Source organism: Lactobacillus hamsteri DSM 5661 = JCM 6256, from assembly GCF_000615445.1.
Classification (GTDB): domain Bacteria; phylum Bacillota; class Bacilli; order Lactobacillales; family Lactobacillaceae; genus Lactobacillus; species Lactobacillus hamsteri.
On record NZ_BALY01000024.1, the window covers coordinates 1 to 17,716 of the forward strand.

The window sequence follows — 17,716 nt, forward strand, 5'->3', positions numbered from 1 at the left end:
CTTTCTTATTCTTTTTCATCTTTTTGAGCTGCCAAGTGATTAATTGGTCCCCATTTTGAACCGACTTCGATAGGGTGAGAAATAGCTTCGTAAGTAAAGTCTTTAGCGATTTTTACGCTATCAAGCAAGTTGGTGCCTTTAGCAAGTTCAGCTGCGATAACCGCAGATAAAGTGTCTCCAGTTCCATTTACGCGGTCAGTTTTAAAGTAGGGCTTGGTGAAAGTATAAAATTCGCCATTTTCTGTAAGAAGGAGATCAGTAACTTCTTTTTCATTGCCGTCATGGCGACCTTTCATAAGCACGTTTTTCGCACCCATTTTTTGAAGCATTTTTGCACCTTTTTTGACTTCGTCTAAACTATTTAATTCTAGGCCAGTTAATTTGCGTTGTTCATAAAAATTAGGCGTAATTACATCAGCTAAGGGTACTAATCTTTTAATAAAAGTATTGTAAGAGTCGTTGTCCATCAAGGTGTTGCCATGCTTGGTCGAAATCACAGGATCAATGACGATTTTTCCGAAATCATATTTTTCCAAATTATCGGCAACGCAATTCATAACTTTTGAATCAGCAACCATGCCGGTTTTAGCAGCTTTAATATCAAAATCATCTGCTAAAACGTCAAATTGTTTTTGAATAAAATCAATGGGCATAACCTGTTGAGCATAAATTCCAGTTGTGTTGCCAGCTACTGCGGCAGTCATTAAGCCCATTCCATAAACTCCGCGAGCAAAAAATGAATGTAAATCAGCAGGCATTCCCGCACTGCCATCGCTATCGTTTCCTGCAATTGTGACGGCTATTGTTTCTTTTTTCATTATGAATACCTCGTTATTATATTTGTCTATTTTCTTTTACATAGAGTATAGCAATAATTGCTTCTATGTTTATTAAAAGTTAACTGAAAAAAGTTGTGTACTAATAATTTTTTTGTGTTACACGTGAAACTAAAAAGCAATGTGAATTCAATTTCCAGTTGCATGAATATAACATGATACTCTATAATGCTATAATTATGGATGTATGATAACGATTACATAATGAGGTGAAAATATTGACACACGATCGAATTGTAGCGCTTGATGGTCCTTTGAATTTTCGTGATGTAGGCGGCTATAAAAATAATAAGGGACAAGGCGTTAAATGGAATAAAATTTATCGTTCAGATTCTTTAAGCTCTTTATCTGTCAAGGATAAGATTAAGCTCGTTAGACGCAAAATTACAGTCGATTGCGATTTACGCTCAAATTATGAAAAAAACTCTTCTCCAGATGATTTATGGTCTGGCGTAAAATATGTTGATGTTCCTATTTATTCAGATGATCCTGGAAAGGATAAAAGTACGAATAAGCTTTACCGCTTTGTTCATCATATTCCGGATTTAAAAGACAATTTTATTGGACAAATTTATCAACGAACTTTACTTAACACACATAGTCAGGAAGAATTTTCAAAAGTATTTGCGGAACTTTTGGAATTACCTGCTGATGAAGGCTTGGTTTATCATTGTAGCGCCGGAAAAGACCGAACAGGCATGACATCGGCTCTTGTTTTGATGGCTCTTGGCGTAAATGATGATACTATTGCACGTGATTATTTGTTGACGAACGAACTTTACGATTTCGCAGTTTCTAGGAATTTACCAAGCAATGATGATATTTCTGCAATGGTTGCTAAAATGAATGTTACTAAGGGAGAAGGAACGGCAATTTTAGGAATTACAGAAACTATTCGTAAAGGTTGGGGGAGTTTCGATTCGTTCTTTAAAAAAGAACTTGGTTTTAGCCAATATGACTTGGATCAATTACGAAAAATGTATTTAGAATAGGATGAAATATGGTAACTTTATCAGATGTAGCTAAAGAAGCAAACGTTTCTAAGATGACGGTTTCACGAGTAATCAATCACCCTGAACAAGTAACTGAAGAGTTAAGAGGACTTGTCCAGCAAGCGATGGAGACACTTGACTATCATCCCAACTCCGTTGCGCAGGCTTTAGTTAACAACCGCAGCAATGTAGTTAAATTCATTACTTTGGAAGATATTGATACTACTGAACCATATTATATGAATTTGTTGTTTGGATTTGCGCAAGGGCTAACTAAGAAGCAATATGCTTTGCAATTAGTGACTGATCCTAAGCAAATCGGTCAGGGCCGGGCTGATGGATATTTAATTACAGGTGCACGAAATGAAGATTATGAATGGTTTGATAAATTGAAAAAACCATTTGTTTTGTTTGGTGAAAATCATCGCGGTTATGATTTTGTTGATACAGATAATCAGTCTGGTGAACGCATTGCGACGGAATATGCTTTATCGCGTTTATATAAACGAATTATTTTTGTGGGAATTGATGTGAAAGAACCATTTGAGTATTCTCGTGAAGCTGGATATATTAATACGCTCCAAAAGCATCAAATGATTCCGCAAATTTATCGAGTTGGCAATCATAGTCATGAAGCTCAAAAATTGATTAAAGACAATTTTAAGGAATTAAAAAAGGATACTTGCTTTATTTGTGCAAGTGACAGAATCGCGGTGGGCGTAATTAGGCAACTGCAAAAAGAAGGAGCGCGAATACCTGATGATTTCGGGGTGATTGGCTTTGATGGCGTATTTTTAGATCAAGTTTCTAATCCAAAATTAACGACAGTTAAGCAATCAATTTTTAAAATGGGTGACTTGCTGGCTAATATGCTTTTACAAAAAATTGCTCAATCGGGTTCCCCACAGGGAGAAATAATGATTGAACCGACATTAGTTCGGCGCGAAACAACAAGATAGAAATGAAGGCATCTAGATTAATTTCTAGATGCTTTTTTGATACCGATAACAAGCAACTTACTATTGTAAGCGATTCCTTCTATAAGCTAGACTGTGAATGGAGGAAAAAATTATGGCACATTGGTATGATCACGCAATTATTTATCAAATTTATCCTAAGTCTTTTCAAGATACCAACAATGATGGTATTGGCGATCTTAAAGGAATTAAAAAACGAATTCCATATTTAAAAGAATTAGGTATTAATGCTATTTGGTTAAATCCGGTTTTTGTCTCACCACAAGTTGATAATGGCTATGATGTTTCAAACTATTTTGCTATTGATCCTGCAATGGGAACGATGGAAGATATGGATGATTTAATTAAAGCTTGCCACAAAGCAGGAATTCACGTAATTATGGATTTCGTTTTAAATCATACTTCAGATCAACATCCTTGGTTCCAAGATGCAATTAAGGATCCTAATAGTATTTATCGCGATTATTATATTTTTGCCGGAAAAAATAATCGGCGTCCCAACAATTGGGGAAGCTTCTTTGGTGGCAGCGTATGGGAAAAAGATCCGGCTGGTACAGGAGAGTTTTATTTCCACTTATTTGACAAACGCATGCCTGACTTGAACTGGAAAAATCCAGAGGTTCGACATTCAATGCTTGAAGTTGCAGAATATTGGCTTGAAAAGGGTATTGATGGTTTACGTCTTGATGCTTTTATTCATATCGGCAAAGCAGATTTAAGACAAAATTTCCCAACTAGCAATAATAGTGATGATCCGGTAGTAGCTGAACCATTTTTTGCAAATTTGCCTCAAGTTCAGGAGTGGCTTCGTCCGTTTTGTGAACGAATTAAGCAAGATTATCCAGATACTTTGCTTTTGGGAGAAGCAGCAAGTGCAAATGTAAATTTGGCTGTTGATTATACTTCTCAACGCAATCATTTGATGGATAGCGTAGTAACCTTCCGGTACTTTACTGAAGATGACAGCCAAGTTGATCACAGCTTTTCAAGTGCATATCAACCTAAGCCGCTTGATATGACTGCTTTTAAACAAAATCAAACTATTTGGCAACAAACTTTAATGGGAGTTTCTTATCCAACTCTTTACTGGAGCAATCATGACATGGTTCGTCTTAGAACAAGAGTGGCAAAAAATGAAACTGAAGCGCGTAGTTTAGCTATGCTTATGTATTTGCAACGCGGTATTCCAATTATTTATTACGGTGAAGAATTAGGCTTGCAAAATTTGAAGTTTGAAAATGTTGAGCAATTTAATGATCAAACTGTAGCGCCCTTTGTTAAAGATGCAGAAAAAGCCGGCAAGTCAAAGCAAGAAGCAATTGATATGGTTAGCTTAGTTCATAAAATGCCAGCAAGAGGCCCAATGCCTTGGAATGATGAAGAAAATCATGGCTTTACTGAGGCTAAACCATGGCTTGATGGCGAGAAAGTTGACAATGCAACTGTTGCGGGTGAACTTGAAGACGATAATTCTACTTTGAGTTTTTACAAGGAACTTATTGCCTTAAAGAAGACGGATGTATTTCAAGATGGTAATTATTACCTTCTTTCAACTGATAAAAATTCGTATGTTTATGAACGTGATTTAAAAAATGAAAGAATTATTGTCGCTGTTTCTTTAAGTCCAGAAAAAACAACAATTTCTATACCGAAAGAATTTGATGAAGAAAAATTAGCGGCTGGGAATTATCAATTAACTAATGGCAAGTTAACTTTGATGCCATATGCGGGTGTTGTGTTGAAGAAAAATTAGGAAGAATGGAGAATTTAATATGCAATTAGCTGCTTTACGACACAGAAGTGAAAGTGAAGATTGTTTTGTTCTCGATCGTAATCGGGTGAGAGTACGTTTTCACACTGCAAAAGACGATGTAGAAAAAATAATTGTTCATTATGTTGATAACTACATGCCAACTACAGATACTGAATCTGTAGAAATGGAAAAAATCGGTTCAGGTGAAGTTAGTGATCATTGGGTTGCTACGCTTGAGGTTCCATATCATCGTATTAAATATACCTTTGAAGTAATTGGCAAAGATGGCGATCATAAAATTGTCGGTGATCGTGGAATTTATGATTTTAGTAAAGAAAATCTTGAAGCCGATGGTTCATACTTCCGAGTTCCATACTTCCATTTGATTGATATGGATAAAACTCCTGAATGGGTTAAGCATACCGTTTGGTATCAAATTTTCCCTGAACGCTTTGCTAATGGTGATAAGAGTAATGATCCTGCAAATACTAAACCTTGGAACCCTGAAGATCATCCCGGCCGAGAAGATTTTTACGGTGGTGATTTACAAGGCGTTCTTGATCATTTAGATTATTTGAAAAAATTAGGCGTAAATGGTCTATACTTTTGTCCAGTATTTAAGGCAAGTTCGAACCACAAATATGATACGGTTGATTATCTTGAAATTGATCCCGCCTTTGGTGATAAGGATCTTTTTGCCAAAGTTGTTAATGAGGCGCACAAACGTGGCATGAAAGTTATGCTTGATGCCGTCTTTAATCATATTGGTAAAAATTCAATGCAGTGGCAAGATGTTGTTGAAAGTGGTTCAAAATCACGATACGCAGATTGGTTCCATATTAATTCATATCCTGTTGAACCATATCGTAATCCATCTAAAGGTGAAGGCGAACCGCCTTATGAAACTTTTGCCTTTGAACCAGCAATGCCAAAATTGAATACCGCAAATCCAGAAGTTCAAGATTACTTGCTGGAAATTGCTACTTATTGGGTAAAATACTTTGATATTGACGCTTGGCGTTTAGATGTTGCTAATGAAGTTGATCACCATTTCTGGAAGAGATTCCATAAGGCTTTGGTAGCACTTAAGCCAGACTTTTACATTGTGGGTGAAATTTGGCATTCAGCTCGTCCATGGCTTAATGGGGATGAATTCTCAGGTGTTATGAATTATCCATTTACTCTGCAAGTTGAGGATCATTTCTTTGGGCATAAGATGAGTGCGAAGGCCTTGGTTGAACATTTAAATGATCAGTTAATGCTATATAGGGATGCCACAAATCAGGCAATGCTTAATACGTTAGACAGTCATGATACGGCAAGAATTTTAACTGTTGCTAATGATAATCAAGATTTAGCTTTGCAAGCAATGGCCTTTATTTTTACTCAGACAGGCAGTCCATGCATTTATTATGGTGATGAAATGGACATGAAAGGTGGCAATGATCCAGATTGTCGTAAGCCTATGGATTGGAGTAAGGAAGACGGACCTGTTTGGCAAAGAGTTCATAGCTTAATCAAATTCCGTTTAGATCATTCTGAAGTTTTGGGTAAAGGTACAACTTTGTTATCCGTAACAGAAAATGGCCTCATTAAGGTGGTTAGAAAGCAAAAAGAAACAATTATTGCTTACTTTAATACAACTAATAGTGACGTTGAAATTGATTTAGCTCCAAGTTTAAGTCAAGATTACCAAGATGGAAAATTAGCTAAAGATGGCTTTGCAATAGTAGTTAAGTAGTAATTTCATAGAAAAAGAAGTTAGGCGTTTGCCTAGCTTCTTTTTTATTGTTGCATCTTGATACCGTTAACAGGGGTTTTCATATTGTAAAGCGTTTTCAATCAAAGCATAATGTAAGCGTAAACAAAAGAGCACCTGATGGAGAAAAGATATGAAACGAATTTTTGAAATCGACCCTTGGAAGGTCGTAACTCATAAATTTAATAAAGATGATAAACGATTGCAAGAAAGTATGACAGCAATCGGTAACGACTACATGGGAATGAGAGGTAACTTTGAAGAAGGTTACTCAGGCGATAGCTTACAAGGAACATATTTAGCTGGTGTTTGGTTCCCTGACAAAACTCGTGTTGGTTGGTGGAAAAATGGTTATCCTGAATATTTCGGCAAGAGTATTAATGCCCCAAGTTTTATTGGGATCGGTATTACTATTAATGGTGAAAAGCTTGATTTAGCTAAAGTTAAATTCAGTGATTTTAATCTTTCACTTGATATGCATCAAGGTTTGCTTTCAAGAAGCTTCGTTTATGAAGGAAAAGATGTCAAAGTTAAATTTGAATTTGAACGTTTTCTTCATATTAGTCTAAAGCAAGCAGCATTGATTCAAGTTAAGGCAACCGTTCTTGAAGGACATGTCAAAATTGATTTTGATTCCACTTTAGATGGAACAATCATCAATGAAGATAGCAACTATGATGAACACTTCTGGATGCCAATTGATGAAGATTCTAAAGCTAAAACAATTCAAGTTGAAACCAAATCAAATCCATACAAGGTTCCACAATTCACAGTTTTATTGAAAGAAAGCTTACGTCATAACGGTGAAAAACTTGATGGTGAGGTTACTACTGATAAGGCAAAACTTGGTGAAAAGTTATCTGTTGAATTAGATCAAGGTCAAAGCTATGACTTGGAAAAAGACGTTATCGTTGTAACAAGTCGTGATGTTGAAGCTGTTGATCAAAAGCAAAATGCTAACGAGTTAATGGATAAGCTTCAATCTAAGAGCTTTGACGAAAACTTAGCGGATCATACAGCTGTATGGCAAAAGCGCTGGGAAAAGAGTGATGTAGTCATTGCAGGTGATGATGCCGCTCAACAAGGTATTCGCTTCAACATTTTGCAACTTTTCATGACTTACTATGGTGAAGATAAGCGTTTGAATGTTGGGCCTAAAGGATTCACAGGAGAAAAATATGGTGGCGCAACTTATTGGGACACAGAAGCTTATATCGTTCCAATGTACTTGTGTGTAACTAATCCCAACGTTACAAGAGCACTTCTTCAATATCGTCATGATCAATTGCCAGGTGCTTTCCATAATGCTAAGCAACAAGGTCTTAATGGTGCATTGTTCCCAATGGTTACCTTTAACGGTATCGAATGTCACAACGAATGGGAAATCACTTTTGAAGAAATTCACAGAAATGCTGATATCCCATTTGCGATTTATCAATACACTAATTACACTGGCGACGAAAGTTACGTAAAGAATGAAGGTATGGATGTTTTAGTCAATACCGCAAGATTTTGGGCAGATAGAGTTCACTTCTCCAAATGGCGTAACAAATACGTTATGCACGGTGTAACGGGACCTAACGAATACGAAAACAACGTTAATAACAATTGGTTCACAAGCACAATGGCAAGATGGCTTCTTCAATATACTTTAGAGCGTTTGCCAAAAGCAACTAAGGAAGCACAAGAAAGACTTCATGTCACTGACGAAGAAAAAGCTAAGTGGCAAGACATCGTAGACAAGATGTACTTGGGTGAAGATAAGAAGTTAGGAATTTTCTTACAACAAGATGATTTCTTAGACAAAGATATTCGTCCAGCAAGTTCAATTCCTGCTGAAGAAAGACCAATCAACCAACATTGGTCATGGGATAAGATTTTAAGATCACCATTCATCAAGCAGGCGGATGTTTTACAAGGTATCTACTTCTTAAACGATCGCTACACTAAGGAACAAAAAGAAAAGAACTTTGATTTCTATGAACCATTAACTGTTCATGAAAGTTCACTTTCTCCATGTATTCACTCAATCTTGGCTGCAGAACTTGGCAAAAAGAAGAAAGCTGTTGAGCTTTACGAAAGAACTGCTCGCCTTGACCTTGATAACTACAACAATGATACGGTTGATGGTTTGCATATTACTTCAATGAGTGGTTCATGGCTTGCAATTGTTCAAGGTTTCGCAGGGATGCGATATGATCATGATCAATTGAAATTCAATCCATTTGTTCCCGATAATTGGGATCATTACAGTTTCAAGATTAATTACCGTGATCGTTTAATTGAAGTTTATGTTGATCATGAAGAAACTAAGATCACTTTACTTAAGGGTGACGATCTTGAAGTTTTGGTTGAGGGTAAGAAATTAGACCTGAAAGAAGGCAAAACTGAATGCTTAAAGGATTAATTTTTGACTTAGACGGAGTGCTTACCGATTCAGCTCGTTTCCACTTAACTGCTTGGAATAACTTAGCCAAAGAATTGAATATCACTTTAAATGATAATCAGCTTGATTCTCTTCGCGGTATTTCAAGAATGGATTCATTGAATTTGATTTTAAAGTACGGCGGACAGGAAGATAAATATTCAGAAGCTGAAAAGGAAAAATTCGCTGCGGAAAAGAACACCAAGTTTGTTGAGCAAGTTGAAACAATGACGCCAAAGGATATTTTGCCTGGCATTCCTGAACTTTTAAAAGATGCAAAGGCACAAAATTTAAAGATGGTTATTGCATCAGCTTCTAAGAATGCGCCAAAGATTTTAAATCGTTTGGGCATTATGGATGAATTTGATGGCATCGTTGATCCGGCAACTCTTCATCATGGCAAGCCGGATCCGGAAATTTACGAAAAAGCACAAAAAATTGCCGGTCTTAAGGCTGATGAGGTAATCAGTTTTGAAGATGCCAAAGCGGGAGTTGAATCAATTAAGGCTGCCGGTCAATTTGCAGTTGGAATTGGCGATAAGGAGCTTTTAAAAGAAGCTGATTACATTGTTCCATCAACTGCAGAATTGAAGTTGAGCAAGATCGAAGAAGTTTTTGAAAGAAAGTAATAGAAAGTAGGGGGAAAGTATGGTTGAGGTTGATTTAAACCATATTTACAAAAAATATGAAGGCAATGATTTCTATTCAGTAAATGACTTTGATTTGCATATCAAAGATAAGGAATTCATCGTTTTCGTTGGTCCATCAGGTTGTGGTAAGTCAACTACTTTAAGAATGGTAGCTGGCTTGGAAGACATCAGTAAAGGTACCTTGGAAATTGACCACAAAGTTATGAACGATGTGGCACCAAAGGACAGACATATTGCTATGGTATTCCAGAACTACGCTTTGTACCCACATATGACCATTTACGACAATATGGCATTTAGCTTAAAGCTTCGTCACTATGACAAGAAAGAAATTGATAAGCGTGTTCACCATGCCGCAGATATTTTAGGTTTGAAAGAATATTTGGACAAGAAACCTGGAGAACTTTCTGGTGGTCAACGTCAGCGTGTTGCTTTAGGTCGTGCAATTGTTCGTGATGCACCAATCTTCTTGATGGACGAACCTCTTTCAAACTTGGATGCTAAACTTCGTGTTTCAATGCGTGCAAACATTGCCAAGCTTCACCAAAGACTTGGGACTACCACTATTTACGTAACTCACGACCAGACCGAAGCGATGACTTTAGCTGATAGAGTTGTGGTTATGTCAGTGGGTAAGGTTGAACAAATCGGAACTCCACTTGAAGTTTATAATCATCCAGTTAACCAATTTGTTGCTGGATTTATCGGTTCACCTCAAATGAATTTCTTCAATGTTCACTACAAGGATCAAAGAATTACTGATGGTAAGGGACTTAATATTGAAATTCCTGAAGGTAAAGCTAAGATGCTTGAACAAAAAGGCTATGCAGATAAAGACGTTGTCTTTGGAATTCGTCCTGAAGATATTCACTCTGAAGAAGCATTTTTGGAAACTTGGCCAAATGCCGTTGTGGAATCACAAGTTGTTGTTTCTGAGCTTTTAGGTTCAACAATTCAACTTTATCAAAAAGTGGACGGCACTGAATTTGTCGCAATTGTTAATGCTCGTGATTATCACAAGCCAGGCGACAAGGTAAAGATGGGCTTCGATGTAAACAAGGCTCACTTCTTTGACAAAGATACAACTAAGGCAATTGTTAACTAGTCTTAGTAATTAATTTAATTAAGCTTACAATTCGCAGACTGAACTGCTGTTAGTAAGGATATGTATTGTTTTGATTTTTTAGGAGGATAAAGTCATGAAGTTTTGGAAAAAATTGGCTTTAGGTAGTACTGCTGTTTTAGCTGCTATGTCACTTGCAGCTTGTTCAAATAACTCATCAGATTCATCATCAAGTTCTAGCAACAAGAAGGCTAACTTGACTCTTTGGGTAGATACCGAACAAGTTCCATACTACAAGCAAATTGCTAACGACTTTACTAAGAAGAATAAAACATTAAGGTTCGTGTTGTTCAAAGTCCAAATGGTTCAGCTAACGCAAAGACTGATGTTGGTAAGGACCCATCAAAGGCTGCTGATGTATTTGAAGTTCCTAATGATCAATTAGGTCAAATGGCCGAAGCAGGTTACATTAACCCACTTTCACCTTCTGCAACTAAAGATATTAAGGCAAACTACGTAAGCGAAGCTTCAACTGGTGTAACTTGGAAGGGCAAGATTTACGCATTCCCATACGCACAACAAGCTCAAACTATTTACTATAACAAGTCAAAGCTTTCAGCTAATGATGTAAAAGATTGGAAGACTTTAACTTCAAAGGGTGTAGTTGCTACAGACTTTACTAATGCATACGTAATGTGGCCAGTAATGTTCTCAGCAGGTACTAAGTTGTTTGGTGACAATGGTCAACAACTTAAGGGTTCAACCTTTAACTCACAACAAGGTATTAATGCTTTGAAGTGGTACGCAGCTCAAAAGGATAACAAGGGCGTAATGCAAACTTCAAATGCTTTGAACCAATTAAAGAAGGGTAATGCTCAAGCTATCTTAGACGGTCCTTGGAACGCAGCTAACATTAAGAAGATCTTAGGCAAAGACTTTGCAGTTGCTAAATATCCTAAGATTGAAGTTGGCGGCAAGTCAGTACAAATGGAAGCATTCCTTGGTATTGAAGGTTTCGCAGTTAACTCACACACCAAGAACGCTAAAGCTGCTTCAGATTTAGCTGCTTACATTACTAACAAGAAAGCACAATTGATTGCTCATAAAGAAGCCGGTCAAATTCCTGTATTGAAGGCAGCTGTTAACTCAAGCGCAGTTCAAAACGACCCAGTTGCTAAGTCAGTAATTGAAATGGCTAAACCAGGTAACTCAGTATTACAACCAATGCTTCCACAAATGGCAGCATTCTGGAATGGTTCAGCTCCACTTATCAGTGGTACTTATGACGGCAAGATTAAACCTGCACAATACAAGGCTCAACTTGCTAAGCTTGAAAAGAATATTGAAAAGAAATAATTAACTTTTAAAAGCATAAGCAAAGGTTGGTCAGTTAATTAGTCCAACCTTTTTGCTGGAGAAGGGGAGAAGTTATGTTTAGAAAGAAAAAGCATGTAGCTCCTAAAGCAACTTATCGAGAGGTATGGACTAAAGGCGATATTGCTACTAAATTATCATTCTTGATAATGGGTAGTAATGCCTTGGCCAACAAACAGTGGATAAAAGGATTAGCACTTTTACTATCCGAAGTAATTTTCCTTGTTTGGTTTATCTTCAGTGGTATTTCTGCTTTAAGCATGTTGGTAACGCTAGGTACAGATAAAACCAAAAAAGTTGTTTATGATGCTGCACAAGGTGTATATGTTACTAAACAACCATCAAATTCAGTTTTGATTCTGTTGTTTGGTGTGTTGGCTATAATTTTATGTATTGCCGTTATTTATCTTTACATTGTTAACTTACGTTCAACAAGACATAATTATATCTTGAAGCGTGATGGTGAACATATTCCAACTAATATAGAAGAAATCAAGAACTTGTTTGATATTCGTTTACATGCAACCTTGATGGCTGTTCCATTACTTGGTATTTTGTTCTTCACTATTTTGCCAACAGTCTTCATGATTTCGATGGCCTTTACCAATTATGACCGTCAGCACCCAATTGCCTTTTCTTGGACAGGCTTTAAGGCCTTCGGAAATGTTTTAAGTGGTGATTTAGCTGGTACTTTCTTCCCAGTTTTAGGCTGGACTTTGATTTGGGCAGTTTTAGCTACTGCAACTACTTTCTTCTTTGGAGTTTTGCTTGCCTTATTAATTGAATCCAAAGGAATTAAGCACAAGAGCTTTTGGAGAACGGTATTCGTTCTCGTATGGGCTGTGCCACAATTTGTATCTTTGTTAATGATGGCACAATTCTTAGATTATCAAGGTGCATTAAATAATATTTTGATGAATATTGGTATGATTTCACATCCAATTCACTTTATTGATAATCAAGCCTCACCATTAGTAGCTAGAATTACTGTAATCATTGTTAACATGTGGATCGGTATTCCTGTTTCAATGCTGGTTTCTACAGCTATTATTCAAAACTTGCCAACTGATCAAATTGAAGCTGCTAAGATTGATGGTGCGAACGCTGTTCAAATCTTCAAATCAATTACTTTCCCTCAAATTTTATTTGTAATGGCTCCATCATTGATTCAACAATTCATTGGTAATATTAACAACTTCAACGTTATCTTCTTGCTGACGGGTGGTGCGCCAATGAACAGCAAATATAACGGTGCCGGGTCGACAGACTTGCTTGTAACTTGGCTATATAATTTAACATTTGGTCAAGAACAACGTTATAACGCATCTGCGGTATTAGGTATTTTGATCTTTATTATCAGTGCGGTTGTATCACTTATTGCATACAGACACACGAATGCTTTCAAGGAGGGCTAAAATATCATGAAGTCTTACACAAATCAAAGACGGCTCTCATTAATCTTTCGGTATATCCTATTAACAGTTTTAGCTATTCTCTGGGTTTTACCAATTATTTGGATTATCTTAGCCAGCTTTTCATATAATGATACTGGATTTGTTTCGACCTTCTGGCCTGATAAATTCACTCTTCAAAATTATGTCGGTATTTTTACCAATCCACAATATCCATTTGTAAACTGGATTATTAACACATTGATAGTTTCAGTTGCTTCAATGATTGTTTCTACTTTCTTAACAATTTCAGTTGCTTATGTATTGTCACGACTTCGTTTTGCCTTTAGAAAGCCATTCTTGCAAATTGCATTGGTTTTAGGAATGTTCCCAGGCTTCATGTCAATGATTGCCTTGTACTACATCTTAAAAGGTCTTAACATGTTAAACCTCTTTGGATTGTTCCTTGTTTATGTTGGTGGTGCAGGTTTAGGATTTTACGTTGCCAAAGGATTCTTCGATACTATTCCCCGGGCAATAGATGAAGCTGCTGAAATCGACGGCGCAACTAAGTGGCAAGTATTTGTTCATATTGGTTTGCCACTTTCTAAGCCAATGATTGTTTATACTGCTTTGACTGCTTTCATCGCACCATGGACAGACTTCATTTTCTCAGGTATTATTCTTTCAACTTCAGGAAATGCGAAGAGTTACACCATTGCTTACGGATTATATAACATGGTTCATACTGCAAAAGGTAACGCCACTGCATATTTTGCACAATTCGTTGCAGGATGTGTAATCATCGCCATTCCTATTACAATTTTGTTCATCTTCATGCAGAAATTCTATGTTAACGGAATTACTGCTGGTGCTGATAAAGGTTAACCAAAAATTTGCTTATGCTAAAAAACGTCTTATCTTTGCGATAAGACGTTTTTGTTTTACACTTGAGATTATAATAAAGAAATATATAGAAGGTAAAAAATGTCAGAAATAAAAATTATTCAAGGCGATATTACTAAGATGAAAGCTGATGCCATCGTCAATGCTGCAAATAAAAGTCTGCTTGGTGGAGGCGGAGTTGATGGTGCGATTCATGCGGCAGCTGGACCAGAACTTTTAGCCGAATGTCGAACTTTGCATGGTTGTCCAACAGGAGAAGCAAGGATAACACACGGCTATAAATTACCGGCAAAATATGTAATTCATACTGTAGGTCCAGTATATTCAGGTGATTCAAGTGACGCTCATATGCTTGCATCTTGTTATTATAATTCACTTGTTTTAGCTAAAGAAAAAGGACTTCATAGTGTGATTTTTTCAGCTATTTCTACTGGCGTGTATGGCTATCCTGCAGAAAGTGCAACTAAAATTGCAGTTGATACTATTCAAAAGTGGCAAAAGGAAAATCCTGATTATAAGATGATAATTGCGTTATGCGCCTATGATAATCAGATGTATCGCTTGTATGAGAAGATGGTAGCGTAGGAAATGGAAAATGTAAAATTTAAAAAGATCATGAGCAGTAAGTTGTTCATGATCCTTTTGATTAGATTAAATTATTTTTATTTACATATACAAGGAAAAAATAAATGAATATTGGCGAGGTACTTAAAGAAGAACGAAAGAGACTAAATCTTAGCCAGAGTCAGATGGCTGGTGAGATTCTCACTAAGTCGTTTTATTCCAAGGTGGAACGAGGTCTTTTTAGTATTAGGACAGATGATCTACTTCATATTTTAGATTTGCATAATATTGATTATTCAGCTTTTTTTAAGAAGGTTCAAAGTAAAAAAGATGATGAAGAGTTAACTGAAGCTAAATGTATGGATTTGTTGCATACGGCATATTATGAGCAAGATTACTCTAAAATAGTAGAATTACGGAATTTGTTAAAACAGCGGGATACTAATAAGTTAAATTTATGCAGTATCAATGCTCAAATCATAATAGTTGAATCTTCGATTTTAGGAAAGCTGGGTAGAATATCAGAGACGGATAAGAAACACATAAAAGAAGCAATTTTTGAAACGAATAATTGGACAGAAAATGGGTTAAGGCTTTTTTCTATTTCAATGTTTATGTTTAATTCCAATGACATTAACTCAATTTTGAAAACTATTTTAAGTAATATTAGGGATATAAATTCTGTTTCGAAAGAGAAACAAAAAATAGTATCTGCAATTTTGGTTAATTATTTAAATTATGTGGCTAAAAATAGTAAAAATATTGTGATGATTAACGTAGATAAAGCATTAAAGATATTAGATTCGTTAGCGGTAGATCCTAATAATTGTTTCGCCAAGATAATGATGAAATATTATTTCAACGTTTTCAGTGGTAATGTTCAGGAAGCAGAAGAAGTATTAAAGTTTCTTGATAGTAGTGGGATGCATAAAATAGTTGAAAAAATCAGAAAATAAAAATGGTGTCAATTATGACACTTTTTATTTTCTGATTTTTTTATGAGTTATGATTAGAGCACAAATAGTAAAATAAGTAGGAATTAATAATGGATCCATGGTATCCATTATAAAAATGAGTCGAATATAAAGTTAATACGAGGAGAAAATTAATGAGGGACAGATACACAGTTAAGTACCAAACTAAGATTTCTCAGCAAGAAATCAATTATATTATTTCTAATTTTGTAAATCCTAATAATTGGACTAATTAGGTTAATTGGGAGAAGGGATAATATGAAAAAGTTACACTCTTTTCACCATTATGTCAGTCTTCTATTATCTACGTACAAGTTATTTTTCAAAGCTTCTCCAGTCGTTGCTACTTTCGTCGTATTTTTTGCACCAATTCAAGCAATTGCTTCAGTTATAGCGGTTAATGCAGGACAAAGCGTTATCAACGAAGTAACACTGAACAGGTCATTCTGGCTTAGTCTTAGCGTCTGGATTATTGCTACTGTATTTACTCAGTTGGTACCACCACTTGCAACATCTATTCAAGGGATTCTGACCGATAAGCTAACTGGTTTCATCAATGTTAATTTGATGAAAAAGTCTGAAGATTTACAATCTTTGAGTATTTTTGACAATAGCACGTACTTTGATGAACTACAAATGCTAAAAGATGGTGCGTCATGGCGTCCTGTTAACCTGATTGTCTTCGGCGTAGCAGTCATTCAATCTGGCTTGACTTTAATCTTCATGTTGAGTTTGTTAGCTAGATACAATTGGTGGATTGCGATTATCCTTTTTTTGGTCATGATTCCTCAAAGTCTGAGCTACTATCGAATTCAACAGCAAGCTTTTGAAACGATGGTTACCAGAAGCAAAAATGCTAGAAAATTAGACTACTTAAGTTCTTTACTATTAGACAGAAAGGATGCTAAAGAGGTCCGCTTGTTCAATATGTTTCCTACTGTCATCAGCAGATACATTAATCTCTTTAAGGATACGAGAAAAGATGTGGATCAAATTAGAGTGAAACAGATGTATGCTAGCTCCATCTTTCTTGCATTGGTAGTAGCCGTGTCAGGTTACGGTTTTTATTGGTTTGCATCTTCAGTGAGTCAAAGAACAATTGGCGCTGGTGCCTTGTTGATGTTCATTTCGGTAATTGCATCTGTATCTAGTTCTCTAGCAACTATTGTAGAGGATAGCAGTTTGCTTTATGATTCTCTTCTTTGGGTTGAGAAGTATAACCGTTTTGAAAAATATCATGATGATTTTAAAAGTGGTACTAAACAAGTTAATGGTAATGTTAATCAGATTCAGCTTGTCCATGTCTCCTTCACATATCCGTTTTCTAAAAAAGAAATTTTACATAATATTAATTTTGAGATTAACAAGGGCGAAAAAATTGCGATTGTTGGTGAAAATGGCTCTGGTAAGTCAACCTTGATTAAGCTATTAATGCGTTTCTATGATCCAAGTTCAGGGGAGATCAAGCTTAATGGTAAGAATCTGAAAGATTATGATCTAAAGGACTATCGTGATAACTTATCTGCAACTTTTCAGGATTATTCGCGATTTAAACTCAGCTTGCTTGATAACGTCTCTGTATTCCGAAAAGAAAATATGGAGAGAGTAAAAGTTTCTTTAGATAAGGCTGGTCTTAATTCCTTTCTTAAGGATAAAAATATTAGTTTGCAGACAATTTTAAGCAAGGAGTTTGCTGGTGGCGTTGAACTGTCTGGCGGGCAATGGCAAAAAGTTGCACTTGCTCGTGGTATCTACAGTGACGCACAAGTTGAATTTTTGGATGAACCTACCGCAGCTATTGATGCAAACAGTGAGAATGAAATTTACAAGAATTTTCTGGTTGAAAATGAAGGTAAGACAATTGTATTCGTTACACACCGACTTTCAGCTGTTAAGTATGCTGATAAGATCTTGTTCTTACAAAATGGCAAGGTTCAAGGCTTTGATTCACATAAAAACCTAATGAAATCCAATACCGATTATCATGATATGTACAATTTACAAAAGGAAGCCTATGTGTAATAGCAAAGAAGTCATCTCAACCATGTGATT

13 protein-coding genes and 1 pseudogene are annotated in these 17,716 nt (G+C 36.1%); 13 read left to right on the forward strand and 1 reads right to left on the reverse strand.

What is annotated here, in order from left to right:
• Positions 1-5 precede the first annotated feature (5 nt).
• Positions 6-818: a bifunctional hydroxymethylpyrimidine kinase/phosphomethylpyrimidine kinase gene (gene thiD, locus JCM6256_RS06670; protein ID WP_035438425.1), complete on the reverse strand. Its 813-nt coding sequence runs from the start codon at positions 816-818 to the stop codon at positions 6-8.
• Between the two features lie 236 nt (positions 819-1,054).
• Here thiD and JCM6256_RS06675 point away from each other — a divergent pair, with 236 nt between their 5' ends.
• The 13 genes and pseudogenes from JCM6256_RS06675 (at position 1,055) to JCM6256_RS06740 (ending at position 17,686) form a co-directional block, all read left to right on the forward strand.
• Positions 1,055-1,828: a tyrosine-protein phosphatase gene (locus tag JCM6256_RS06675; protein WP_025080970.1), complete on the forward strand. Its 774-nt coding sequence runs from the start codon at positions 1,055-1,057 to the stop codon at positions 1,826-1,828.
• A gap of 8 nt (positions 1,829-1,836) precedes the next feature.
• Positions 1,837-2,787: a LacI family DNA-binding transcriptional regulator gene (locus JCM6256_RS06680; protein WP_025080971.1), complete on the forward strand. Its 951-nt coding sequence runs from the start codon at positions 1,837-1,839 to the stop codon at positions 2,785-2,787.
• 112 nt (positions 2,788-2,899) lie between these two features.
• The gene (locus JCM6256_RS06685) at positions 2,900-4,558 is read left to right on the forward strand and encodes an alpha-glucosidase (RefSeq protein ID WP_025080972.1); all 1,659 of its coding nucleotides are present in this window, start codon (positions 2,900-2,902) and stop codon (positions 4,556-4,558) included.
• A gap of 19 nt (positions 4,559-4,577) precedes the next feature.
• Positions 4,578-6,299, forward strand: a complete 1,722-nt coding sequence (locus JCM6256_RS06690; RefSeq protein ID WP_025080973.1) for a glycoside hydrolase family 13 protein — start codon at positions 4,578-4,580, stop codon at positions 6,297-6,299.
• Positions 6,300-6,450: 151 nt separating this feature from the next.
• The gene (locus JCM6256_RS06695) at positions 6,451-8,724 is read left to right on the forward strand and encodes a glycoside hydrolase family 65 protein (RefSeq protein ID WP_025080974.1); all 2,274 of its coding nucleotides are present in this window, start codon (positions 6,451-6,453) and stop codon (positions 8,722-8,724) included.
• Positions 8,709-9,371, forward strand: coding sequence for a beta-phosphoglucomutase (gene pgmB, locus JCM6256_RS06700; protein WP_025080975.1), 663 nt, complete (start codon positions 8,709-8,711; stop codon positions 9,369-9,371). Before JCM6256_RS06695 ends, pgmB begins: the two co-directional genes overlap by 16 nt.
• 19 nt (positions 9,372-9,390) lie before the next feature.
• Positions 9,391-10,497, forward strand: a complete 1,107-nt coding sequence (locus JCM6256_RS06705) for an ABC transporter ATP-binding protein (protein WP_025080976.1) — start codon at positions 9,391-9,393, stop codon at positions 10,495-10,497.
• 94 nt (positions 10,498-10,591) lie between these two features.
• Positions 10,592-11,811 (forward strand): annotated as a pseudogene (locus JCM6256_RS10010) (extracellular solute-binding protein).
• Between the two features lie 74 nt (positions 11,812-11,885).
• Complete coding sequence (locus JCM6256_RS06715; protein ID WP_025080977.1) at positions 11,886-13,244, forward strand: carbohydrate ABC transporter permease; 1,359 nt, start codon at positions 11,886-11,888, stop codon at positions 13,242-13,244.
• Positions 13,245-13,250: 6 nt separating this feature from the next.
• Complete coding sequence (locus tag JCM6256_RS06720) at positions 13,251-14,108, forward strand: sugar ABC transporter permease (RefSeq protein ID WP_025080978.1); 858 nt, start codon at positions 13,251-13,253, stop codon at positions 14,106-14,108.
• A gap of 99 nt (positions 14,109-14,207) precedes the next feature.
• Positions 14,208-14,711: an O-acetyl-ADP-ribose deacetylase gene (locus JCM6256_RS06725; protein ID WP_025080979.1), complete on the forward strand. Its 504-nt coding sequence runs from the start codon at positions 14,208-14,210 to the stop codon at positions 14,709-14,711.
• A 104-nt stretch (positions 14,712-14,815) separates the two neighbouring features.
• A complete protein-coding gene (locus JCM6256_RS06730; protein ID WP_025080980.1) occupies positions 14,816-15,646 on the forward strand; it encodes a helix-turn-helix domain-containing protein in 831 nt (276 codons plus the stop codon).
• A gap of 276 nt (positions 15,647-15,922) precedes the next feature.
• Entirely contained in the window at positions 15,923-17,686 is a 1,764-nt protein-coding gene (locus tag JCM6256_RS06740; RefSeq protein ID WP_025080981.1) for an ABC transporter ATP-binding protein, read from the forward strand.
• Positions 17,687-17,716 lie beyond the last annotated feature (30 nt).

What these genes read in the sequence shown, in the direction of transcription:
- thiD (WP_035438425.1), bottom strand. Translation starts at nt 818, where the DNA reads ATGAAAAAAGAAACAATAGCCGTCACAATTGCAGGAAACGATAGCGAT.
- JCM6256_RS06680 (WP_025080971.1), top strand. Translation starts at nt 1,837, where the DNA reads ATGGTAACTTTATCAGATGTAGCTAAAGAAGCAAACGTTTCTAAGATG.
- JCM6256_RS06685 (WP_025080972.1), top strand. Translation starts at nt 2,900, where the DNA reads ATGGCACATTGGTATGATCACGCAATTATTTATCAAATTTATCCTAAG.
- JCM6256_RS06690 (WP_025080973.1), top strand. Translation starts at nt 4,578, where the DNA reads ATGCAATTAGCTGCTTTACGACACAGAAGTGAAAGTGAAGATTGTTTT.
- JCM6256_RS06695 (WP_025080974.1), top strand. Translation starts at nt 6,451, where the DNA reads ATGAAACGAATTTTTGAAATCGACCCTTGGAAGGTCGTAACTCATAAA.
- pgmB (WP_025080975.1), top strand. Translation starts at nt 8,709, where the DNA reads ATGCTTAAAGGATTAATTTTTGACTTAGACGGAGTGCTTACCGATTCA.
- JCM6256_RS06705 (WP_025080976.1), top strand. Translation starts at nt 9,391, where the DNA reads ATGGTTGAGGTTGATTTAAACCATATTTACAAAAAATATGAAGGCAAT.
- JCM6256_RS06715 (WP_025080977.1), top strand. Translation starts at nt 11,886, where the DNA reads ATGTTTAGAAAGAAAAAGCATGTAGCTCCTAAAGCAACTTATCGAGAG.
- JCM6256_RS06720 (WP_025080978.1), top strand. Translation starts at nt 13,251, where the DNA reads ATGAAGTCTTACACAAATCAAAGACGGCTCTCATTAATCTTTCGGTAT.
- JCM6256_RS06725 (WP_025080979.1), top strand. Translation starts at nt 14,208, where the DNA reads ATGTCAGAAATAAAAATTATTCAAGGCGATATTACTAAGATGAAAGCT.
- JCM6256_RS06730 (WP_025080980.1), top strand. Translation starts at nt 14,816, where the DNA reads ATGAATATTGGCGAGGTACTTAAAGAAGAACGAAAGAGACTAAATCTT.
- JCM6256_RS06740 (WP_025080981.1), top strand. Translation starts at nt 15,923, where the DNA reads ATGAAAAAGTTACACTCTTTTCACCATTATGTCAGTCTTCTATTATCT.